At 65.2% G+C, this 21,598-nt stretch carries 23 protein-coding genes and 1 pseudogene; 13 read left to right on the top strand and 11 right to left on the bottom strand.

Annotated features, from left to right (window positions below; all coding sequences use genetic code 11):
• Positions 1-37: 37 nt before the first annotated feature.
• On the bottom strand, positions 38-481 hold the full coding sequence (locus AB4Z42_RS23860) for a PPOX class F420-dependent oxidoreductase (protein ID WP_442011702.1): 444 nt from the start codon (positions 479-481) through the stop codon (positions 38-40).
• A 31-nt stretch (positions 482-512) separates the two neighbouring features.
• Here AB4Z42_RS23860 and AB4Z42_RS23855 point away from each other — a divergent pair.
• The 3 genes and pseudogenes from AB4Z42_RS23855 to AB4Z42_RS23845 all read left to right on the top strand — a co-directional run bounded on the left by AB4Z42_RS23855 (position 513) and on the right by AB4Z42_RS23845 (position 2,718).
• Positions 513-1,330 (top strand): annotated as a pseudogene (locus tag AB4Z42_RS23855) (class I SAM-dependent methyltransferase).
• Positions 1,331-1,339: 9 nt separating this feature from the next.
• Complete coding sequence (locus AB4Z42_RS23850; protein ID WP_442011701.1) at positions 1,340-1,861, top strand: DUF1697 domain-containing protein; 522 nt, start codon at positions 1,340-1,342, stop codon at positions 1,859-1,861.
• A gap of 14 nt (positions 1,862-1,875) precedes the next feature.
• Positions 1,876-2,718 (top strand): class I SAM-dependent methyltransferase, encoded by an 843-nt coding sequence (locus AB4Z42_RS23845; RefSeq protein ID WP_442011700.1) that lies wholly within the window; start codon positions 1,876-1,878, stop codon positions 2,716-2,718.
• On the opposite strand, the gene AB4Z42_RS23840 is transcribed toward AB4Z42_RS23845, so the two are convergent.
• Positions 2,715-3,080: a GntR family transcriptional regulator gene (locus AB4Z42_RS23840; RefSeq protein ID WP_442011699.1), complete on the bottom strand. Its 366-nt coding sequence runs from the start codon at positions 3,078-3,080 to the stop codon at positions 2,715-2,717. The two genes, AB4Z42_RS23845 and AB4Z42_RS23840, sit on opposite strands and share 4 nt — an antisense overlap.
• A 36-nt stretch (positions 3,081-3,116) precedes the next feature.
• On the opposite strand from AB4Z42_RS23840, the gene AB4Z42_RS23835 reads away from it, so the two are divergent.
• Positions 3,117-3,830, top strand: coding sequence for an NAD-dependent deacylase (locus tag AB4Z42_RS23835; RefSeq protein WP_442011698.1), 714 nt, complete (start codon positions 3,117-3,119; stop codon positions 3,828-3,830).
• Between the two features lie 95 nt (positions 3,831-3,925).
• On the top strand, positions 3,926-4,780 hold the full coding sequence (locus tag AB4Z42_RS23830; RefSeq protein ID WP_442011697.1) for a type IV toxin-antitoxin system AbiEi family antitoxin domain-containing protein: 855 nt from the start codon (positions 3,926-3,928) through the stop codon (positions 4,778-4,780).
• A 57-nt stretch (positions 4,781-4,837) separates the two neighbouring features.
• Here the strand turns inward: AB4Z42_RS23830 and AB4Z42_RS23825 are convergent, their stop codons facing one another.
• The 3 genes from AB4Z42_RS23825 to AB4Z42_RS23815 are packed head-to-tail and all read right to left on the bottom strand — an operon-like array spanning position 4,838 to position 8,410.
• Complete coding sequence (locus AB4Z42_RS23825; protein ID WP_442011696.1) at positions 4,838-5,473, bottom strand: class I SAM-dependent methyltransferase; 636 nt, start codon at positions 5,471-5,473, stop codon at positions 4,838-4,840.
• Entirely contained in the window at positions 5,454-6,134 is a 681-nt protein-coding gene (locus AB4Z42_RS23820; protein WP_442011695.1) for a TetR/AcrR family transcriptional regulator, read from the bottom strand. The genes AB4Z42_RS23825 and AB4Z42_RS23820 overlap by 20 nt, the downstream gene beginning before the upstream one ends.
• On the bottom strand, positions 6,131-8,410 hold the full coding sequence (locus AB4Z42_RS23815; RefSeq protein WP_442011694.1) for an MMPL family transporter: 2,280 nt from the start codon (positions 8,408-8,410) through the stop codon (positions 6,131-6,133). Before AB4Z42_RS23815 ends, AB4Z42_RS23820 begins: the two co-directional genes overlap by 4 nt.
• Before the next feature lie 150 nt (positions 8,411-8,560).
• Here AB4Z42_RS23815 and AB4Z42_RS23810 point away from each other — a divergent pair, with 150 nt between their 5' ends.
• The gene (locus tag AB4Z42_RS23810; protein WP_442011693.1) at positions 8,561-9,103 is read left to right on the top strand and encodes a DoxX family protein; all 543 of its coding nucleotides are present in this window, start codon (positions 8,561-8,563) and stop codon (positions 9,101-9,103) included.
• 110 nt (positions 9,104-9,213) lie between these two features.
• Positions 9,214-9,345, top strand: a complete 132-nt coding sequence (locus AB4Z42_RS23805; RefSeq protein ID WP_099038094.1) for a hypothetical protein — start codon at positions 9,214-9,216, stop codon at positions 9,343-9,345.
• Positions 9,346-9,439: 94 nt separating this feature from the next.
• Here AB4Z42_RS23805 and AB4Z42_RS23800 read toward each other — a convergent pair whose 3' ends face one another.
• The 3 genes from AB4Z42_RS23800 to AB4Z42_RS23790 are packed head-to-tail and all read right to left on the bottom strand — an operon-like array spanning position 9,440 to position 12,300.
• Complete coding sequence (locus AB4Z42_RS23800; RefSeq protein ID WP_442011692.1) at positions 9,440-10,438, bottom strand: NAD(P)H-dependent flavin oxidoreductase; 999 nt, start codon at positions 10,436-10,438, stop codon at positions 9,440-9,442.
• A complete protein-coding gene (locus AB4Z42_RS23795) occupies positions 10,435-11,187 on the bottom strand; it encodes a 3-hydroxyacyl-CoA dehydrogenase (protein WP_442011691.1) in 753 nt (250 codons plus the stop codon). Before AB4Z42_RS23795 ends, AB4Z42_RS23800 begins: the two co-directional genes overlap by 4 nt.
• Positions 11,188-11,208: 21 nt before the next feature.
• Positions 11,209-12,300: a CaiB/BaiF CoA transferase family protein gene (locus tag AB4Z42_RS23790; RefSeq protein WP_442011690.1), complete on the bottom strand. Its 1,092-nt coding sequence runs from the start codon at positions 12,298-12,300 to the stop codon at positions 11,209-11,211.
• Positions 12,301-12,388: 88 nt separating this feature from the next.
• Here AB4Z42_RS23790 and AB4Z42_RS23785 point away from each other — a divergent pair, with 88 nt between their 5' ends.
• The 6 genes from AB4Z42_RS23785 (at position 12,389) to tet(V) (ending at position 19,154) form a co-directional block, all read left to right on the top strand.
• Positions 12,389-13,207 (top strand): enoyl-CoA hydratase, encoded by an 819-nt coding sequence (locus tag AB4Z42_RS23785; protein ID WP_442011689.1) that lies wholly within the window; start codon positions 12,389-12,391, stop codon positions 13,205-13,207.
• Between the two features lie 174 nt (positions 13,208-13,381).
• Positions 13,382-14,713: an L-fucose:H+ symporter permease gene (gene fucP, locus AB4Z42_RS23780; protein ID WP_442011688.1), complete on the top strand. Its 1,332-nt coding sequence runs from the start codon at positions 13,382-13,384 to the stop codon at positions 14,711-14,713.
• Positions 14,710-15,978 (top strand): extracellular solute-binding protein, encoded by a 1,269-nt coding sequence (locus tag AB4Z42_RS23775; protein WP_442011687.1) that lies wholly within the window; start codon positions 14,710-14,712, stop codon positions 15,976-15,978. Before fucP ends, AB4Z42_RS23775 begins: the two co-directional genes overlap by 4 nt.
• Entirely contained in the window at positions 15,965-16,282 is a 318-nt protein-coding gene (locus tag AB4Z42_RS23770; protein ID WP_442011686.1) for a putative quinol monooxygenase, read from the top strand. Before AB4Z42_RS23775 ends, AB4Z42_RS23770 begins: the two co-directional genes overlap by 14 nt.
• A gap of 25 nt (positions 16,283-16,307) precedes the next feature.
• Positions 16,308-17,798, top strand: a complete 1,491-nt coding sequence (locus tag AB4Z42_RS23765) for a mannitol dehydrogenase family protein (protein ID WP_442011685.1) — start codon at positions 16,308-16,310, stop codon at positions 17,796-17,798.
• A gap of 99 nt (positions 17,799-17,897) precedes the next feature.
• The gene (gene tet(V), locus AB4Z42_RS23760) at positions 17,898-19,154 is read left to right on the top strand and encodes a tetracycline efflux MFS transporter Tet(V) (protein ID WP_442011717.1); all 1,257 of its coding nucleotides are present in this window, start codon (positions 17,898-17,900) and stop codon (positions 19,152-19,154) included.
• Here tet(V) and AB4Z42_RS23755 read toward each other — a convergent pair.
• Genes AB4Z42_RS23755 through AB4Z42_RS23745 form a run of 3 tightly spaced genes read right to left on the bottom strand, consistent with a single transcriptional unit; the run spans position 19,151 to position 21,592 of the window.
• On the bottom strand, positions 19,151-19,873 hold the full coding sequence (locus AB4Z42_RS23755; RefSeq protein ID WP_442011684.1) for a CPBP family intramembrane glutamic endopeptidase: 723 nt from the start codon (positions 19,871-19,873) through the stop codon (positions 19,151-19,153). The genes tet(V) and AB4Z42_RS23755 overlap by 4 nt on opposite strands.
• Positions 19,870-21,015: an NAD(P)H-binding protein gene (locus AB4Z42_RS23750; protein ID WP_442011683.1), complete on the bottom strand. Its 1,146-nt coding sequence runs from the start codon at positions 21,013-21,015 to the stop codon at positions 19,870-19,872. The genes AB4Z42_RS23755 and AB4Z42_RS23750 overlap by 4 nt, the downstream gene beginning before the upstream one ends.
• A gap of 40 nt (positions 21,016-21,055) precedes the next feature.
• On the bottom strand, positions 21,056-21,592 hold the full coding sequence (locus AB4Z42_RS23745; protein ID WP_442011682.1) for a gamma carbonic anhydrase family protein: 537 nt from the start codon (positions 21,590-21,592) through the stop codon (positions 21,056-21,058).
• Positions 21,593-21,598: the final 6 nt, after the last annotated feature.

Genomic DNA, 21,598 nt, shown 5'->3' with positions numbered 1-21,598 from the left:
CGCAGCCTAACGCGCAGGGCGCGGCCCGTCGCGCGCTTTACCGCTTGCCGGGCGGCATGCCGTAGACGTGCGAGATCGGCAGGGTCATCACCACTCGCCTGTCGTCGACCATCGCCCGCCGGTAGTCGTCCCAGTCGGAATGCTCACCGGCGATATTGCGGTACAACGCAATCAGCGCCTCCACGGTGTCGTCCTGTGGCGACGCTGCAGGCGGGGTGAGGATCGCATCACCCTCGGCGACCGCATACGACCACCCGTCGTCCGAGCTGACATGGATCGAGGCCCGCGGGTCGCGCCGCATGTTGCGGGTCTTGGCCCGCGGTTCGGTGATCGAGACCTGGATCGTCAGATTGCGCGGATCGAAGTGGTAGGACACGTTCGACAATTGCGGCCTGCCGTCGCCCTTGATCGTGGCCAGGACGCCGAGCGAGTTGCCGCCGATCAACGCCAACAGCTTGTCGTCGAATACGTGACGTGCCATATCTGCAGCCTACGTCTCTACCATCGGCCCAATGACTGCGATTGACGGCAACGTCCTCGACGGCGTCTCTGCCACCACGTTGTGGACGCTGCACAACCGTGGCACCGAGGCCAAACGCTCCGACGGGGTGATCCGCGATCCGTGGGCCGTCACGCTGTTCGACGCGATCTCCTGCGACTACCTCAAGTTCGGCAAACCCAATCAGTCGCACGGACTGCGGGCCGCCGCCTTCGATGCCGCCGCGAGCGATTATCTGGCAGCACATCCCAAGGCGTCCGTGGTGGCGCTTGCCGATGGCCTGCAGACCAGCCTGTGGCGGCTGGACCGCGCAGGTGTCGCCGACCAATTGACCTGGTACTCAGTCGATCTCCCACCCGTCATGGCGCTGCGGGAGAAGCTGCTGCCCGCCGACGAGCGGATCGTCCCGTTGGCCCAGTCCGCGCTGGACCTCGGCTGGATGGACCGGGTCGACGACTCTCACGGCGTCTTCATCACCGCCGAAGGGCTGCTGATGTACCCGAACCGGTCGCCGCACTGGGCCTGATCCGCGACTGCGCGGCCCGCTTTGCCGGCGGCCAGATGATGTTCGACTCGATCCCTCCCTGGTTCTCCCGGCGCACGCTGAAGGGACTCAAGTTGTCCGATCGCTATATCGCACCAACGATGCCCTTCGGCCTGCGGGAGGACGAGGCCGTCAACCTTGCCGGCCGAATTCCGGGCGTGCGCACCGCACGCGACATCGCCATGCCGCCCGGACGGGGGCTCTGGAAGCTGGCGTCGAACCCGACACTGGACCGCGTCGGCTTTCTGCGACGCAATCGCCCCAGCATCACGCTGCTGCAGTTCTAGGCTCGCGGTATGACCAGATATGCCGCCTTTCTCCGCGGCGTCAACGTCGGCGGAGTCAACCTCAAGATGGCCGAGGTGGCCAAGGCCCTCGAAGAAGCCGGATTCACCAATGTGAGAACGATTTTGGCGAGCGGCAACGTGCTGCTGGAAAGCCGCGCCGGGGTGGACGCGGTCAGGAAGAAAGCCGAGAAGGCGTTGCGCGATACGTTCGGCTACGACGCCTGGGTGCTGGCATACGACCTCGACACCGTGCAGTCGATCTCCGATGGGTTCCCCTTCGAGCGCGAGGTCGACGGCCGCCATTCCTACGTCACGTTCGTCACCGACTCCGATGTGCTCGACGAACTCGCGGACCTCGGGCGCAACGCAGGCAAGGACGAGAAGATCGAGCGCGGAAAGGGCGTCATCTACTGGCAGGTCGCCAAGAAGGGCACGCTGGACACCACGATCGGCAAGACGATGGGCAAGAAGCGGTACAAATCGTCGACGACCACCCGCAACCTGCGCACGGTCGAGAAAATTCTGCGGTAGGTACATTCGGCCGTGTGAGTTCCGAACCGACCGCAAAGGCCGACGGCGCCGTATTGACCGGTGTGTCCGAGACGGCGCTACTGACGTTGATCGTGCGTGCCAACGAGGCGCGCAGACCGGATTCGATCATCGACGACCCGATGGCGATCCAGCTCGTGGACTCCATCGACTTCGAATGGGCCAAGTTCGGCTTCAGCCGCCGTCAGGACATGGGGGTTCGCGCGCTGGCCTTCGACACGGAGGCGCGCCGCTACCTGGCCGACCATCCGAAGGCGACGGTGGTGGCACTCGCGGAGGGTCTGCAGACCAGCTTCTATCGCCTTGATGCTAGTGGTGTGGGGCATGAATTCCGCTGGCTCACAGTCGATCTCCCTCCGATGATCGAGTTGCGCCACAAGCTGTTGCCGCCGTCGGAGCGCGTCGAGACGTGCGCGCAGTCGGCGCTGGACTTCAGTTGGATGGACCGGGTTCGGGCCGACGACGGCGTGTTCATCACCGCCGAGGGCCTGCTGATGTATCTGCAGCCCGAGGAAGCGCTCGGATTGATCGCCGCGTGCGCGGACCGTTTCCCCGGCGGCCGGATGATGTTCGATCTGGCGCCGACCTGGTTCGCCCGGGCGATCAGCAACGGGATTCTGCGGCCGTCACTGCGCTACCGCGTGCCGCCGATGCCGTTCAGCAGGACGCCGTCGCAGCTGGCAAATCTGGTCAACGACGTGCCCGGCATTCGGGCAGTGCACGATATGCCCCTGCCCGCCGGTCGCGGCAAGGCCTTCAACGCCATCATGTGGACCGCTCAGCGGGTTCCGCTCTTCGATTCGGTGCGGCCCGTGACGACGCTGCTGGAGTTCGGCTAGCCGAACGCGGTCTCGACGTAGCGCAGCGCCTCGGCCTTGTCGATACCCAGCGCCTTCGCCGCGGACACGTAGGTGTTCGCGGCGGTGGCCATCGCCGCATCGGCGGGATCGACGCGGGCGACGAAAGTGCCGAAGCGGCCACGGGTTTCGAGAACGCCTGCAGATTCCAGCTCTCGGTACGCGCGGGCCACGGTGTTGACGGCGAGGCCGAGTTGACCGGCCAATTCGCGTACGGTCGGCAACCGGGTCCCCGGCGCCAGCCGCCCGTCGCGCACGCCGTCGATGATCTGTGTCCTGAGCTGGTCAAACAGGGGTCCAGACGTGCGATGGTCGATGGAAACCCAATCCCCCAACTTGGTCACGTGCTCAGTATCGCCCACAGCCGCTAGTTTGGTCATGTGCAGGTTACGGTCCTCAGCGGCGCGGGCATCTCCGCGGAGAGCGGCGTCCCGACGTTCCGCGATGCCGAGACCGGGCTGTGGGCCAAGGTGGATCCCTATGAAATCTCCAGTTCAGAGGGCTGGCGGGCCCATCCCGAGCGGGTGTGGGCCTGGTACCTGTGGCGTCACTACATGATGAGCTCGGTGGGGCCCAACGACGGCCACCGGGCGGTCGCGGCCTGGCAGGATTACGCCGACGTCCACGTCGTCACGCAGAACGTCGACAACCTGCACGAACGGGCCGGCAGCAAGAACGTCTACCACCTGCATGGCAGCTTGTTCGAATTCCGTTGTGATCGTTGTCAAACCGCGTACACCGGCGAGTTGCCTGCGATGCCCGAGCCGGTGGACACGGTCGACCCGCCGCGGTGCGTGTGCGGCGGCATGATCCGGCCCAACGTGGTGTGGTTCGGGGAGTCGCTGCCCGACGACGCCTGGCAGCGCTCGGTCGAAGCCGTCACGGCGGCCGACCTGGTGATCGTGGTGGGCACGTCGTCGATCGTCTATCCCGCCGCGGGCCTGCCCGAGATGGCGGTGGCCAGCGGCACCGTCGTCATCGAGGTCAACCCCGAACCGACGCCGCTGTCCGCGACGGCCACGGTGTCGCTGCGGGAGACCGCCGCAGGTGCGTTGCCGGGCCTTCTGCAGCGGTTGCCCGCGCTGCTCGGCTAGTGATTTGTGTGCGTTTTGGAGCAGTGAGCGCTCCTTGTTGCACACAAATCGCCGGAGATGGAACCGAGTAACGGGCTACTGCGTCCACCCTTGGCGTGGTCGACGATTATCTACGCCAGCACGACGGGGTAATCACGCTTGAGCAGGCGCGGCAAGCCGGCCTGAGCAGGCACGCGGTCGATCGGCGTGTCCGCAACGGACATTGGCGGCGATGCTCCCGTGGCGTGTACTTCGCAGACGACCGCCCGTTCACCGATGCTGCACGGGTGAGGGCTGCTGTCTGGGGCTATGGACCCGAAGCGTCCGCCAGCGGGTTGGCGGCAGCGTGGTGGCACAGCCTCACCAAATTCCCACCCGAAATCGTGGAAGTCACTGTGCCAAGAACGAGCCACCACCCGCACCGGGATGGCGTCCGCACACGACGACGTGACTTGGCGCGAAGCGATGTCGTCGAGCGAAACGGCATGAGAGTCACCGAATTAGGCCTGACGGTCGTCGAGGCCGCAGTCCGAACTCGCGGCGGCGCAGTATTGATGGACTCGGCACTACAGCGTCATGTTGACCTGCGTGACCTTTGGCGCGCACACCTCCGCAACACGGGCCGACACGGATCTCCAGCCGCGAGGAGGCTGTTACAAGCAGCATCGGGCGGCGCGCGATCCGAGGCCGAACGACTACTTGTGAAACTTCTTCGGCAAGCGGGCATTGAAGGATGGCGCGCGAACTACCCGGTCAGCGGCTACCAGGTCGACGTCGGGTTTCCCAATGTGAGAGTGGCCATCGAAGTCGACGGCTTGGCGTTTCATAGCGACGCCGACGCGTTCGTCGCCGACCGTCAACGACAGAACATCATCACCTTGCATGGGTGGAAAGTACTGCGCTTCACGTGGATTGACCTCACTCAATATCCACACCGGGTCGTCGCCGAGATCAAGCACGCGATCGGCTAGGCAAACCCGCGGTTTGTGTGCGATTCGGAGCGCCCACCGCTCCTTGCTGCACACAAATCACTGACGAACCGCGCGGCCGATCGCGAACTCCGCCACCGGCAGCGGCACCCACGTCGGCATCGTCCATTCGTGGCGCGCGCCCGACACCGAGAACCCGGCATCGACGATGCTCTGTTCGGTGTCACGATGTGTGTGGCAGTTGCCGAGCACCCGCGGCCAGAACGTGGCATCGGCGATCTTCTGCAGGCGTTCGCGCGCTCCGCTGCTGGCGATGTGCTCGAGATAGCGAAGTTCACCTCCGGTCCGCAGCAACGAATACAGCTCTCGTAGAACGCTTTCGGGCTCGTCGACTGAGCACAGCACGAGCGAACACACCACCGCGTCGAAGGGCTCACCGCCGGTCGCCAGGTACTGCTCCACCGTGTCGGTGCGCACAGATACGGGCACCGGCGCCGCGACTGCCGCCTGCTGCGCCACCAGGGCTAGCCGGCGCTCGGGCTCGACGGCGACCACCTCGGTCACGGTGTCGGGGTAGAACTCGAAGTTCGTTCCCGTGCCCGCACCCACCTCCAACACGCGTCCGGTCAGTCCGGCGAGGTTCTCCCGGCGCAGCGCCCGGATGGCGTCGGTCTCGTGCGCGGACATCACCGTCCACAACCGGGCGAAGAACGGGTTATCGACTGTGTTGGGCATTCAGCAATCCCTTCAACTGGGTCACGACGTCCTGCGGATCGGTCGAGGATCCGATCGCTTCACTCACGATCTGTCCGACGACGACGCCTCGAAGCACGCGGTCGGCGAACTCCTCCACGTCTCCCCACGGCAGATACGGCCGTGAAATCAGCATCGCCGCGACACCGTGCGCGGCAGTCCACAGTTCCAGCGCCATGGTGGTCGAATCATTTTCCGGCAGTACACCTTCGGAGATCAACGACTCGACCGTGTTGCGTATGTGAAGGAATGCCGAGTTGTTCAGCATCATGTCCACATCGCTGCCAGGCCGGCCCTCTCCCATCGTGGCGATCCGGTACAGCTCAGGGGTTTTCACCGCGAACCGGACATAGGCAAGTCCTTGCGCACGCATCGCGTCGATGGGCGCCGGATGTCCCGCGGCGGCCGCCTGCATCTCCTCGTCGAGCTTCTCGAAGTAGCGTGCGCACACCGCGTCCAGCAGGGCGTCCTTGTCGGTGAAATGCAGGTAGATCGAGGGTGGGGTCACGCCGACCCGCTGCGCCACCGACCGGATGGACACGTCTTTGGCGTGACCGGTCTCCAGCAGCAGATCGGTGGTCGCATCGAGGATCTCGTCACGCAGCTGCTCACCCGACCCGCGGGGCGCGCGGCGGCGTTTCATCGAGCTGTCGCGGGCTCGGCCGTCGGTGTGGCTTCGACGGTGGGTACGTCGTCGCCGGACTCGCTGATACCGATCTTTTCGTGCAGCTTGGCAAGGGGTTTGGGCGCCCACCAGTTCCACTGTCCGAGCAAGTGCATGAATGCCGGCACCAACGCCATACGAACCAGTGTGGCATCGACGAGAATCGCGAGCGTCAGTCCGAGTCCGAACATCTTCATGAAAGCCACCTGCGCGGCGATCAACGCGGCGAACGAGATCGACATCAGCAGCGCGGCCGCGGTCACGACACGGCCCGTCTTGGCCAAGCCGAGTGCGACGCTTTCGTCGTTGTCCGCACGCGTCTTTTTCGACCTCAGCCAGAACTCGCGGATTCTGGACACCAGGAATACCTCGTAGTCCATCGACAATCCGAACGCGATGCAGAACAACAGGACGGGCAGGTTGGCTACCAGCGTCCCGGTCGGGGTCGTGCCCAGCGCACCGAGGTGGCCGTCCTGAAAGATCCACACCAGCGCGCCGAACGCAGCGGTCAGCGATATCACGTTCAGTATCAACGCCTTCAGCGGGAGAACCACGCTACCGGTCAGCAGGAACAGCAGGACGAAGGTGATCATGGCGATCACCCCGAGGACGAGCGGCAACCGCGAGGTGATGGCATCGGCACTGTCCCGGTTCTGCTGCGGAACACCCGCCAGCTGAACAGGCTTCCCGGCCGGGGCGCTCACTGCGCGCAAGCCGTCCAACTGTGCCTCGGACGCGTCGGAGAACAGGGGTGCGCTGCTCGCGACTGTCAGGAAAGCGCTGCCGTCCTTGAAGTCGGTCGCCGCCGAGGGTGGACCGGCGGGCCTGCCGTCCACGAAGGTGCCGCCGGGCGCGGAAACCGACGTCACGTCGGCCACCTGCGACAGCGCCGCAGCGTATCGGTCGAGGTCACCTGGCGTGACACCGTCGACGTTCGGGATGACGACAGTGACGTTCCTGGCGGCGTCGACGGTGAAGTCGTTTCGCATCTCGTCGCCGACCTGGCGCGCTGACGCCGTTTGGGGCAGCACCCGATCGTCGGGGAAGCCCCACTTGGCGCCGAGGAAAGGCACCCCGAGTGCCAGCAGCAGCGCGACGATCACCAGTCCGATCGGAATCGACCGGCGCATAACGAATTTCGTGCTCCGGTACCAGAACATCTGCTCGACGGGTTTGCGCGCGGGTTCGGGTCGGCTGAGCAGGGAACGGAACAGCCGCCGGGTGTCCAGCGCGTCGAGGTGCTCGCCGAGCAGCACGATAGCCGCCGGCGCCACCACGATCGCGGCCACGGCCGCGAACGTCACGACGGCGATCCCCGCGTATGCGAACGACTTGAGGAAGTACATCGGGAACAGCACCATCGCCACCATCGACAGTGCGACCGTCAGTGCGGAGAACAGCACGGTCCGACCGGCGGTCGTCATCGTGCGGATCAGTGCCCGCTCCCGATCGGCGCCCTCGGCGAGCTCGTCGCGGAATCTGCTGATGATGAGCAGCGTGTAGTCGATCGCGAGCGCCAAACCCATTGCGACGGTGAGGTTCATCGCGAAGATCGAGACGTCGGTGACATATGTGACCGCGCGCAGCACCGCCATCGATCCAAGGATCGCAAAGCCGCCGACGGCCAGGGGCAGTCCCGCCGCAAGAAGGCCACCGAATACCCAGACCAACACGACGAAGCTCAGCGGAATCGCGATAGCTTCCATCATCAGCAGATCTTTTTCGCTCTGACCGTTGATCTGCACATAGATCATCGCCTCACCACCCGCGCGCACGATCACGCCGTCGCGATCGTGCACGAGCCTTTCGGTGAGCTCCTTGGCGTGTTTCTGGGCATCGCTCTCACCACCGGTGATCCCGGCGACGACGAGACCGGTCCTGCCGTCCTTGCTCAACAACGCGGGCACGGCCGCCGGCGGCGCCGTCCATGCCGAGGTCACCTGCACGATATTCGGCGATTCCTGCAGCTGTCGGGCGATGTCCGTGCCGGCCGCGCGGGCCGCGGGACTCTGCGCGCCGTCGGCCGCCGTCTCGTCGGTCACGCTGATCACCAGCGCCATGTCCCCCTGGCCGAACTTGTCGATCAGCAGCTGTTTCGCCTGCGCCGACTCCGACGTGGGGTCCTGGAAGCCGCCGGCGGACAGGCTCTTGGCGACGGGGATGCCGAAGACCCCGCAGGCCACCATCACGAGCGCCGCGACAGCCACGATCCGCTTTGGCGCGGAAATCGCCAGCATTGCGATCCGTTGAAGCACGTGACGTCCTCCCCATTATGGATATCGTCGATAACTTATCACCGGTAACTTAGCGCGGCAACACGTTCCTTCCCTATGTACGGTGCGAACCGATCTCTCGTTCATTCGGTATCGCGATGAGTTCCGCGGACGTGGCGGGTCTACCGATGCATGACAACCTCGACCGCCGAAGTGACCACCTCGAAGACCCCCGCCCTGGCCGATATCGGCTTGTTGATCCTGCGCGTCGGGGTCGGCGCGGCGATCCTGCAGGCAGGTTTGATCAAGGCCTTCGACTTCAGCGCAACCGTGGGGTTCATGGAGTCGAGCGGCTGGCGGCTGCCCCAGTTCGCGGCCTTCATGGTGACGGCCGCTGAAACGCTCGGCGGGATCGGACTGCTGGTCGGCGCCCTGACGCCGCTGGCCGCGTGCGCCGTCCTCGCCGCGATGATCGATGCGTGGGCGGTCAACGTATCGGTCGCCGCGTTCTGGTCCGAGCCCTTCAACGTGCCGTTTCTGATCGGGATCGGCGCCGCGGCCCTGCTGTTCGCCGGTGCCGGCGCCTACTCCGTGGATGCGAAAGTACTGGGCCGCACGGCATGGCCGGCCAGGGCCGCGCTCGGGCTGCTGATCCTGGCATTCGCCGCCGCAATTCTGACGTGGATGTCGCTCGAAGGGACGAATCCCATCCACTTCAGCACGCCGACCAGCTGAAACACGCTCACCAGCTGTTATGGCGCGACCCTACCCGGCGGTAAGAATTGCCACCATTTTCCGAAACGTGACTCAAAGAACTCTTAATGGTGATGGTTACTCTTCAGTACATGTGGATCGACGACACCAGTGCAGATGTCATCAAGGTTGACTTCGAGGCGCTCTACCACGGCGATTTCCTGGTAGAGGGCGACACCTCGGAGCAGCTCGACGACGAGCACACGCTGCCCACCGCTGTCTGACCAAACGCCCGCCCACCCGGCGGGCGTTTTGCTCTGACCGGTTTGCCCGTACGGGCGCCCCTTCGTTGATTCTTGCTTCTCTCAGAAACCCGTCTTAAGCGACGTTCTCTTCCTGGTCGGCCTCGACCATGCCCGCAAGCCTGCCGTTGATGATGTCCTCGGCGTCCGCGACGATCCGCGAGACCAGCTCCTCGCACGTCGGGATGTCGTTGATGAGCCCCATCGCGGTGCCAACCGACCAGATGCCCGCATCCACATCGCCGACCTCGTAGACCTTCACACCACGCGATCCGGCGACCAGATCCTTGACATCCTCGAACTGACCGCCGCGGTTGAGAATCTCCACCACCTCGCGCGACACCGCATTACTGGCGACGCGGGCGGTGTTGCGCAGCGGCCGGAAAATCATCTCGGTGTCCAGCTCGCTGCCCGCGACGATCGCCTCCTTCACGTTCTGATGGATCGCCGACTCGACGGTGCACATGAACCGCGAGCCCATGTTGATGCCGTCGGCGCCCAACGCCAACGCGGCCACCAGACCACGGCCGTCGGCGAAGCCACCCGACGCGATCATCGGGATCTCGATCTTCGCGGCCGCCGCTGGAATCAACACCAGACCGGGAATGTCGTCCTCGCCGGGGTGGCCTGCGCATTCGAAACCGTCGATGCTGATGCCGTCGACGCCGAGGCTCTCCGCCTTGACCGCATGCCGCACCGAGGTGCACTTGTGCAGCACCTTGATCCCGTTGTCGTGGAACATGGGCAGGTGCGGGGCGGGATTGGAGCCGGCGGTCTCCACGATCTTGATGCCCGCATCGACCATCACCTGCCGGTACTCGTCATACGGCGGCGGGTTGATGGTCGGCAGGATCGTCAGGTTCACCCCGAACGGCTTGTCGGTCAGATCTCGGCACTTGGCGATCTCGTTGGCCAGGTCCGCCGGAGTCGGCTGCGTCAACGCGGTGATGAACCCCAATCCGCCGGCATTCGCGACCGCCGCGACGAGTTCGGCGCGGCCCACCCACTGCATACCGCCCTGAACGACAGGGTGCTCGACCCCGAAGGTCTCGGTGAACTTGGTCATAATACTCATCGGGGAGCCATCCTTATCGCACCGTCGAGGCGGATCACTTCGCCATTGAGCATCGGGTTCTCGATGATGTGCACGGCCAGCGCGCCGTACTCGTCGGGATCTCCGAGACGGGCCGGGTGCGGCACCTGCTTACCCAAAGACTTCTGCGCCTCCTCGGGAAGCGAGCCAAGCAGCGGGGTCTTGAACAGCCCGGGCGCGATGGTGACGACGCGGATGAACTCGCGCGACAGGTCGCGGGCGATCGGCACCGTCATCCCGACGACCCCGCCCTTGGATGCCGAGTACGCGGCCTGGCCGACCTGACCCTCGAACGCCGCGACCGAGGCGGTGTTGATGATGACGCCCCGCTCCTCACCGATCGGCTCGTTGCGCGCGATGCGCTCCGCCGACAGCCGCAACACGTTGAACGTGCCGATCAGGTTGACCTCGATGACCTTCTTGAACGCATCCAGCGGGAAGGGGCCGTCCTTGCTCAGCGTCTTGGCGGCATTTCCGATGCCGGCGCAGTTGACGTTGATGCGCAGCGGGCCCATCGACTCGGCGACGTCGAGCGCCTTGCCGACCGCGGCCTCGTCGGTGACGTTGGTCTCGACGAACTTGGCCCGGTCACCGAGCTCGGCGACAGCCTCTTCGCCCCGCAGGTCGATCACCACGACGGATGCGCCCCTGTCGAGCAGCCGCTTGGTGGTCGCCAGTCCGAGCCCGGAGGCACCTCCGGTGACCACGGCTACGGAGTCTTTGATCTCCACGAAAAGTGTTCCTTTCTGTCCTCAGGTCCAGTCTCGAAGTACTGCCTCGGTGTCCGCCCCGGCCGCACCCGGTGGTGTCGGTGTCGGCGGCACGCTGCGGGAGAACCGCGGCGCGGGCATCGGCTGCAGGAAATCGCCGCTGCGGTAGAAGGTGTCGCGCTCGGCGACATGCGGCTCGCTTTCGACCTCGCCGAACGCCAGCACAGGCGTCACGCAGGCATCGGTGTCCGCGAAGACCTTCGCCCAGTGGTCGCGGTCCTTGGACGCGATGACCTCGGTGAGCCGGGCGCGCAGCTCGGGCCAGCGGCTGATGTCGTTCTGGTTCGGCAGGTCGGCGTCCTCCAGGCCAAGGCCCTTGAGCATCTCCGCGTAGAACTGCGGTTCGATCGCGCCGATCGCGATGTGGCGGCCGTCGCTGCAGGTGTAGGTGTCGTAGTACGGGGCGCCGCCGTCGAGCATGTTCACCCCGCGCTCGTCGGACCACATGCCGTCCTCACGGAAGCCCCAGATCATCTGCGCCAGCACGCTGGATCCGTCGATCATCGCGGCGTCGACGACCTGGCCCTTGCCGGAGGTCTGCCGCTCCCACAGCGCGGACAGGATCCCGACGAGCAGGAACATCGACCCACCGCCGAAGTCGCCGGTCAGGTTGAGCGGCGGCACAGGACGCTCGCCCGCGCGCCCGATCGAGTGCAGCACCCCGTTGAGCGAGATGTAGTTGATGTCGTGGCCGGCCTGAAGACGTCGCGGGCCCGTCTGGCCCCAGCCGGTCATCCGCGCGTAGACCAGCCTCTCGTTGACCTTCGCGCAGTCCTCGGGCCCGAGGCCGAGTCGTTCGGTCACCCCGGGGCGCAGTCCCTCGATGAGGACGTCGGCGTTGGCGATCAGCTTCAGGACGAGGTCGCGACCCTCATCGGACTTGAGGTCTGCGGTCACCGACCGGCGGTTGCGCAACGCGGTTTCGCGGTTCGCGGACGGGATGCCGCCGAGCTTGCCGGGCCGGTCGACGCGCACGACGTCAGCGCCGAGGTCGCCGAGGATCATCGCGGCGTGCGGGCCGGGGCCGATGCTCGCCAGTTCGATGACGCGCAATCCGTGAAGTGGTCCCGCCATGCTGATAACCGCCCTTCGCCCGACGAACGCTGTCGACGCCGACATAGCTTACTTGTATAACCAAGTGGGTCCGCCCTAGGGTCAAACCATGACAACCCTCGACTCGGGCGAGCACACCTACACCGGTATCGACGATCTCACCGTCGAACTGGCAGACGGTGTGCTGTCGGTGACGATGAACCGGCCCGAGAGCCTGAACTCGTTGACTGCCGCGATGTTCAGGACCATCACCTCGAGCCTGGAGCAGGCCGCCACCGATCCGCGGGTCAAGGTCGTGCGACTGGGCGGCGCGGGTCGCGGCTTCTCGTCGGGAGCGGGCATCAGCGATGAGGATCAGTCGAAGAAATCGGTCGATGGGCCCGCATCGGTCCTGGACGCGGCCAACGACGCCGTGCGCTCGATCGTGAACCTGCCTCAGCCGGTGGTCGCCGTCGTGCACGGGCCATGTGCAGGCGTCGGTGCGTCGCTGGCGTTGGCGTCCGACGTCGTATTGGCTTCGGAGAAGGCGTTTTTCATGCTGGCGTTCACCAAGATCGGGTTGATGCCCGACGGTGGGGCGTCGGCGCTGATCGCCGCCGCGGTGGGTCGCATTCGCGCCATGCGGATGGCACTGATGGCCGAGCGGATTCCCGCCTCGTCGGCGTACGACTGGGGTCTCGTGACGGCGGTGTACCCGGCCGACGAATTCGACGCGGAGGTGGCCAAGGTGATCGCCACCCTGATGTCGGGTCCCGCCGTGTCGCTGCGCAAGACCAAACACGCCATCAACGCCGCGACGCTGACCGAGTTCGAGCCGGCGGTCGGTCGGGAGACCGAAGGACAGCTGGAGCTGCTCGTCTCACATGACTTCCGCGAGGGTGCCCGAGCGTTCCAGCAGCGCAGGCAGGCGAACTTCACCGACTCCTAGCGTCACCCGTTGCAACCCTGTCCTCGGAAAGGACCGACAAACGGGTCAAAACGGACGAATACCCATGTCAACCCACATGCAGAATCTGTTCCGTCGGCAACGGCATCTGAGTAGCGTGATCCAGATCACAGTCTGATCGAGGCTGAATCCTCACGGCGGACAGAGGTATTGACCATGACGACGACCGAGCATGCCGATCAGCCGGCCGACGCACCGGCCGCCTCCACGGCGAAAGGGGGGTTGGTCTACCCAGGAATGGGGCTGCTGTTCGTAGTCCTCATCAGTTGCTTCACCGCGTGGGGCGTCGCCGCCGACCTCACCACGCCGATGGTCGCGGGCTTCAAGCGCATCTTCGAGATGAACACCTTCCAGGCCTCGCTGGTGCAGCTGGCGTACTTCGGCGCGTACTTCCTCCTGGCGATACCCGCGGCGCTCATCAATCAGCGTTTCGGCTATAAGGCCGGGCTTCTATCGGGTGTGCTTCTCGCGGCGGCCGGCGCGATCGCGTTCTATCCGGCGAGCAAGATCATGACCTACGAGGCGTTCCTGGTCGCCTTGTTCGCGATCGCCGCCGGGTGCTCGATTCTCGAGACGTCCGCAAATCCCTACGTTCTTTCGCTCGGCCCGGAAGAAACCGCGACCCGCCGACTCAACTTCGCGCAAGCGTTCAACCCTGTCGGTACGAACATCGGTGTGCTCTTGGCTGCCACCCTCATCCTGCCGAAATTGGACGAGCCGGTGAACATGGCCAACGTGACGCCGGCCCAGGAGACGGCCGTGCGCGCCGGTCAGCTGGGTGCGGTGATGGGTCCTTATCTCGGCCTAGGCTTCGTCCTCATCGCGATCGGGCTGGTGATCGCGATCAAGAGGTCCCCGCCCATCGTGGAGGAGTTCCCCGACGCTGACATGGAGGGCCAGTCACCGCTGAAGATCCTGATGTCGAACAAGCGCTACGTATACGGGGTCGTCGCGCAGTTCTTCAACGTCGCGGCGCAGGTATGTACATGGACGTTCCTGATCCAGTATTCGCAGCAGGCACTGAACGGATCGCTTGAACTGGGCGGCTATCTCCTGCAAGTCAGCCTGATCGTGTTCCTCATCTCGCGGTTCTTCATGACGTGGCTCATCGGGAAGATCCGCGCGACGAAGGTACTGACGGTCCTCGCCCTGCTGGCTGTCGTGCTCTGCGTGTTCGCGATGTTCTCGCCGAATGTGGCCGGGGTGGCTGCCGTCGTCGCGCTGTCCTTCTGTCTGTCCCTGATGTTCCCGACGATCTACGGCGTTGCTCTCCAAGGACTCGGTCCGGCAACGAAGTTCGGTGCCGCCGGCCTCGTGATGGCGATAGTCGGCGGGGCGATCATGCCTCTGGTCCAGGGCTTCCTGCTCGACGCGACGAGCCCGGCGATCTCCTTCATCGTCCCCGCTGCCTGCTTCGCCGTCGTCGCCAGTTTTGCCGTCTTCGACCTGAGAGCGGCGCCCAACGCGGTCAAGGAGCAAGCAGCATGAGGCGCTACTGGATCATCCTCCTGGCGGTCGTGCTGGCCGCATGCGGCGGCGGGCAGAAGGGCAACTTCTCCGACCCGACCGACCATCTTGAAGTCATGTCGTGGTGGGTGTCACCCTCCGAACACCCGGCCTTCGAGGTGCTGCTCGACGCCTTCAAGGCGGCAAATCCCGACGTGGAGACGGTCGACGGCACCATTGCCGGCGGCGGCGGAAGCAACGTCCAGGTCGCGCTCGCGGCCCGCCTGCAGGCCGGCGATCCGCCCGACGTATGGCAGACATTCCTTGGAAGCTCGCTGCGCGCCTGGGTCAACGCCGACCGGATCGCCAACGTGTCCAGCGTCTTTGAGAGCTCGGGGTTGGATCACACTATGCCGCAGCCTTTGCTCGACGCGGCGACCTACCGAGTCAAGGCGTGGGGGGTGCCGACGGGGTCCCACCGCGGGAACGTGCTGTGGTTCAGCCCGCGAGTGCTGAAGGAGGCCGGCGTGACGCCGCCGGGTCCCGACTACACAATGCAGGACTTCGAAGCCGATCTCGACAAGGTGGCGGCGAGCGGAAAGACAGCGTTGTGCCTTGGTGGGAAGGACCGGTTCACCTCGACCGAGCTGTTCGAGAACACTCTGCTGAGTGTGGTCGGCACCGACGGCTGGTCGCGGATCGGAGATGACTCGTTCGACTGGCGCGGAGCCCAACTGCGCCGTGCACTCACCCAGTTCGGCGACATCGTCGCCAAAGCTGATCCGGATGCGCCCGGGCTGACGTGGGACCAGGCCGCGAAGAAGTTGGCCACCGGCCAGTGCGCCTACCTGTCGATGAACGACTCCGTATACGGCGAGCTCGTCGCGAACAAGGCCGTGGAGGGCAAGGACTTTGGCTATGTGCCGTATCCGGGGACCTCGGGTGCCTACCTCGCGATCGTGGACACGTTCGTCGTATCGGCCGACGCCGAGGACGGGGTGAACGCCATGAAATTCTTGGAGACGATCGCCGATCCCAAGGTGTCGCTGGAGTTCAACAAGCTCAAGGGTTCGGTGCCGATCCGCGACGACGTCGACGTGGCATCCTTGCCCGCCTATCAGCGACAGGCCTCGCAGTCGCTGTGGAAGGACAAGATTCTGCTGTCGATGACTCACGGCGAGCTGATGGCGACGGACTTCCAGCAGGCGCTCTACGACGCGGTGGCATCCTACGCGAGCAGCAAGAACGCGGACGGGTTCATCGACACGCTGCAGGCCTCGATCGAGGTGCCAGTTGCCGGACGATGACCGCGACGAGCATGACGGACCGCTGTTTCTGGTCGTCACCATCAAGCCACGACTCGACCGCCTCGCCGAGGCCGAGGCTCGACTTCAGTCGATGCGCGAGAGCACGTTGACCGAGCCGGGCTGCGTGTTCATGCATTTCCTGCAGCCTCAAGATGATTCAGACACCTGGATGATGCTCGAGATGTTCCGTTCGTACGCTGCGTGGGAAGAGCACATGCGTCAGCCGTACAACACCGAAGGCAACAGGCTTCTCGAAGACCTCTTGCGCGAACCTTCCGAACTTCGGCTGCTCCGCGAGAAGTAGGCACTTTCTGTTTGGAGGGTCAACCATGACCGAGCTCAACGAGTCAACGCTCGAGACACTGCCATCGAGCATCGCGACGCCTGCCTATGACCGAACCCGTCTCAAGCGCGGCATTGCCCATTTCGGCGTGGGTAACTTCCACCGCGCACATCAGGCCTTCTATATCGACCGCTGTCTCGCCCTGCCCGGACAACAGGGTTGGGGCATTGTGGGCATCGGCTTGTCCGGCGGTGAGCGAGGCCGGACGAAGGCGGACCAGTTTCGATCCCAGAATTGTCTTTATTCGCTCACTGTTGCGCCGGCCAAGGGCGACACGAGTGTGCGCGTCATCGGCGCCCAACTCGACTATCTGCTCGCACCCGAACAGCCGGCCGAGGTGTTGGAGTTGCTGACCGACCCAGCCCTGCGCATCGTGACGTTGACGATTACCGAGGGCGGTTATCACGTCGATCCCGCCTCGGGCGTCTTCGCTACGGACCACCCCGACGTCGAGCACGACCTGGCCGGAGAAGGCCCACCGCGCACGGTGTTCGGCTTCGTCACCGAGGCGCTGGCACGGCGGCGGTCCGAGGGGACCAAGCCGTTCACCGTGGTGTCGTGTGACAACCTGCGTCACAACGGCGAGGTGGCGCGTGCCGCCTTCGTCGGCTTCGCGAGCGCGCAGGACCAAGAACTCGGTGCATGGGTTGACTCCAACGTGACGTTTCCGAACTCGCTCGTTGACCGCATCACGCCGTCGGTAACGGCGGATGACGCAGCGCGTCTCAACGCGGCGAGCGGCCTGGCCGACCAGATCCCCCTCGTTGCCGAGGATTTCAGCCAGTGGGTCATCGAGGACCGCTTCACCGACGGCCGCCCGGCACTCCAAGAAGTCGGTGTTCAGTTCAGTGACGAAGTCAAGCTGTGGGAGCAGGTGAAGGTACGAGTACTCAATGCAGGACACCTCACGCTGACCTATCCCGCCCTGCTGCTCGGCTACCGCGAGGTGGCCGAGGCCATGCGTGACCCGCAGGTACCTGTGCTGCTGGACCGCTTTCTGACAGAGACCGTTCTGCCGTTGCTCGAGGCGCCAGTCGCTGTGAACCTGGTGAACTACAAGAACACCGTGCTCGAACGCTTCTCCAACGAAGCCATGCACGATCAATTGACCCGTATCGCCTCCGATAGCGCATCCAAGGTGATGGTGTTCTTGACCAACACCATTGTGCAGGTGCTGGCGCGCGGAGCAGACCACCAGATCCCGGCATTCATACTCGCTGCCTGGAGCCGCGTGCTGCAGGGCCACGACGACGATGGCAAGACCGTTGAAGTGGCCGAGCCGCACTTGTGCGCAACTGCCCGTCGGCTGCTGATATCGGGTGATCCACGCGAGGCGCTGAGGGTCGAGCCGCTGCGGGCGACAGGTGCCGCCGAGAATGATGAATTCGTTGCCACCTTCGAGCGCTACCGCAATGCCCTTGCCGAACACGGTGCCGAGTCGGTGCTGAAATCTGTGCTGAGCACCACAGCAGGGTGACGCGTCCGCTAGGGCCGCGGTGGAGAAAATCGTTGGACTCGTCCGCAACTCATCGGCGACCATCTATTGGTGAGTACGCAATTCGAGATTCAACAGCCGGTGCGCGACGCCGGCGGTTGGCGCGTTCTCGCACCGTTCCGGATTCGCGAATACCGCCTCCTGATCACGGCCGTATCGCTTTCCATATTCGCGGACGGCATGTTCGCGGTCGTGCTTGCGCTTCAGGTGATCGAGCTGGACAACAACCCGGTGTCGTTGTCGATCGTGATGACCTGCTTCGGCGCGGCGTTTGTCGCGTTCGTTCTGGTCGGCGGGATCGCCGCGGATCGCCTCAACCAGCGATCGATCATCATCGGCGTCGAGACCGTCAACGTGATCGCCGCGTCGGCGCTCGCGGTGCTCGGAATGATTGGGGCCCTGCAGATCTGGCACCTCGCGCTGGGCGCGACCGCAATGGGAACTGCCGCGGCGTTCTTCTTCCCGGCCTACAGCGCCATCCTGCCGAGGATTCTGCCCGCCGAGCAGCTGTTGGCCGCCAATGGCGTAGAAGGTGTGGTGCGCCCGGTGTTTCAGCGCGCGGTCGGACCTGCCGTCGCGGGCATGCTGGTGGGTGCGACGTTCCCGGCTGTGGGTTCGGTTGTGGTGGCGGTGTTGTTCGCGGTCGGCCTCATACTGCTGATCGCGACGAGGCCAGCGGCGAAAGCGCCGGACCACGACACCGAAGTCGAACGCACGCACGTGTTGCGCGACCTGCGGGACGGCTTCAAGTTCATGCTGGGTACGCCGTGGCTGCTGTGGACCCTGTTGTTCGCGAGCCTGTTCGTGCTCGTGGTGCTCGGTCCCATCGAGGTGCTGCTGCCGTTCATCGCCGACGACCGGTTCGACGACGGCGCTCGGATGTACGGATTCATCCTGGCGTTCTTCGGGATGGGCAGCGCCCTTGGCGCGCTTACGGTCTCATCGGGACGGCTGCCCCGCCGCTACCTGACGGTGATGATGGCGATGTGGGGTGTCGGGTCCGTCCCGCTGGTGATCATCGGCTTCACGTCGTCGTTCCCTTTGATGGCGCTGGCGACGTTCGTCGTCGGGGTCACCGACGGTGCGGGCATGGTCATTTGGGGCACGCTGCTGCAGCGGCGAGTCCCCACCGAGATGCTGGGCCGGGTGTCGAGCCTGGACTTCTTCGTCTCGCTGGCGTTCATGCCGGTGTCGTTCGCAATCGTCGGCCCGCTGTCGAAAGTCGTTTCCATGGAGACGATCTTCCTGGTGGCCGGCATCGCTCCGGTGGCTTTGGCGGCGGTCGCGATGTACGCGGCGAAGATGCGGCAGGACGAGCTGGCGCATCCGTTGCGTTAGACGCCGAACATCGGGGGCAGTGCGAGCACCATGACCAGACCCCAGAAGAAGTGGGTCAGCATCGGTGCGAGCACTCCCCCGGTGACGCGACGCTCGATCGCGCACACCGTGCCGAGCACGATCGCGGCGAAGCCCAGCATCGGGTTGCCGGTCGCGACGCCGGTCGCGATCACGTACAGCACGGTCGATACCAGCGCCGGACGAAAGCGCCCTAGGGCGGTGTAGAGGGCACCACGGAAGAACATCTCCTCGGCGACGCCGTTGACGACGGTGATGAACGTGACCAGCAGCAGCGGCCCATAGTCGGCGAATTCCAGTACGCGGGTGATGTATTCGCGCACCGGCGGAATCTCACGGGCGATCAACCCGCCGACGATGAAGACCGCCCCCAATAACAGGCCCACGACAGTTCCGGTGATCCACGGGCGCTGGTTGCGGCCACGGAGCCGAATGCAGCCCAGGTGCAAGGGACCGGACAACAACGAACCGACGGCCCACACCGCGGCCAGTGCCAGCGTAAGCCAGTAGAACGAGGCGTCTCCCGGCGGAAGGGCCAGCGAATAGCCAAGCAGCACAGCGCCGATGACCAAGACGATCGCGACGACAATTCGCCTGCGTCGGATCAGAGCGGGTGGCTCGTGGTGCGGAACCGGGCACGTGCCGACGATGTCTCTGGCCTCGGCCAGCCATCGGGGCCGAGTCGCGGCGGGCTGTGTCACGCCGACTTCTTCCTCGGAACCAGGCCGATGGCCGTGTCGAGTCCGGTGCGCACCGCCGCGGCGACGGGCCCCGGCACGGCACCTAGCAGACCCAACGCCGGTCGCGCGAACGACGGGGTGATGTGGTTGGCCAATTGCCGGATCCGGAACGTGTCGCCGCCCGCCCACGTCGGATCGGTGTCGGCCAGGTGGTGTGGATCGACGAGCGCATCGACGGGTCGCGGTTTACGGCTCTCGAGCGCCCGCGTGATCGCCTCGTCGATCCAGACGAGGCCGTCGGGCGGATCAGGCACCAAATCGCGAAGACCGTTGCCGGAAGCCATCATTGGATGGTCGAGCGATTCCACGAGATCGGACGCCAGCCCGCCGGGCACCGGCAGCACCGCAGAGGTCACCAGCGACACCAGCCCGGTGTCCACACCGTTGACGGGCAGCTCGGCGCGCCACCTTCCTGAGATGCGCGCATACGCCCGCAGTAGGTCGGCGTAGGACGACGTTTCGGGACCGGCGATGTCATACGCACCCGCGGGTACCTTCTCGTCGGCGGCGGCGACCAAGTAGTAGAGGACATCCTGTATCGAGATCGGGTCGATCGGATTGACCGACCACCCGGGCATCGGCATCAGCAAGAACCGGTCGGCGACGTACCGCATCATTTCGAACGACGTCGAACCCGATCCGATGATCATCGCCGCACCCAGCCAGACCACGTCTGGACCGCCGTCAACGCTCAGCGCTTCTGCGACCTCGGCGCGGCTGCTCAGATGCTCGGAGAGATTGTCGTCGTCGGGAACGAACCCGCCCAGGTACACGATCCGGCGCACGCCGGCATCCTTGGCCTCGCTGGCCACGGTGGCCGCCGCGCTGTTGTCCATTTCACGAAAGCCCGGCTGCCCGATCCCGTGCACGAGGTAGTACACGATGTCCACCGGCCCGGAGGCGGCGAACGCGTGCCGTACCGACTCCTGGTTGTGCGCGTCCAGCGCCACCCCGGTGACCCGGTCGTGCCAGCCGAACTCGGCGAGCCGGGCAGGGTTTCGAGTAGCGGCGACGACGTCGTGACCTGCGTCCAGCAGGGTCGTGACGAGCCGCGATCCGACATAGCCGGTGGCGCCGGTGACCAGGATTCGCAAGTTACTCACCACACGGCTGTACCCCGCTCCGGAACAATCGGAACCTCGATCAGGAGCGGTTTGCGTCACGGTGCAGCTCGATCAGCGCCTGGTACACCTGTGCGTTGTGTCGGTTGTGCGCCACTTCGGCGTCGCTGAGATCGCGCCGCGTCTTGCCGGGCACGCCGGCCACCAGTGACCGCGGCGGCACGACGACGCCCTGCGGCACCAACGCGCTGGCGGCGATCAACGAACCCGCCCCGATCTTGGCGCCGTTGAGGATCACGGCCCCCATGCCGATGAGACAGCCGTCCTCGACCTCACACCCGTGCAGCACGGCGTTGTGGCCGACGCTGACGTTGGCACCGATGCTCACGGGGAATCCGGGGTCGACGTGAATGGTGGCGCCGTCCTGGATGTTCGTGCCCGCACCGATGTCGATGGGCTCGGCCTCGGCCCGCAGCGTGGCGCCGTACCAGACGCTGGCTCTCGCGGCGAGGGTCACCTGACCGATCAGCGCTGCATTGGGCGCCGCCCAGCTCTCTTCGTGCAGCGAGGGCGCACGGCCACGGATGGTCAACAGCAGCGGCTCAGGCATGCGCGTCATCGTATT

Source organism: Mycobacterium sp. 2YAF39, assembly GCF_052114565.1.
In the GTDB taxonomy this organism is placed as follows: Bacteria; Actinomycetota; Actinomycetes; order Mycobacteriales; family Mycobacteriaceae; genus Mycobacterium.
This window is presented reverse-complemented; position numbering and strand designations above follow the sequence as displayed.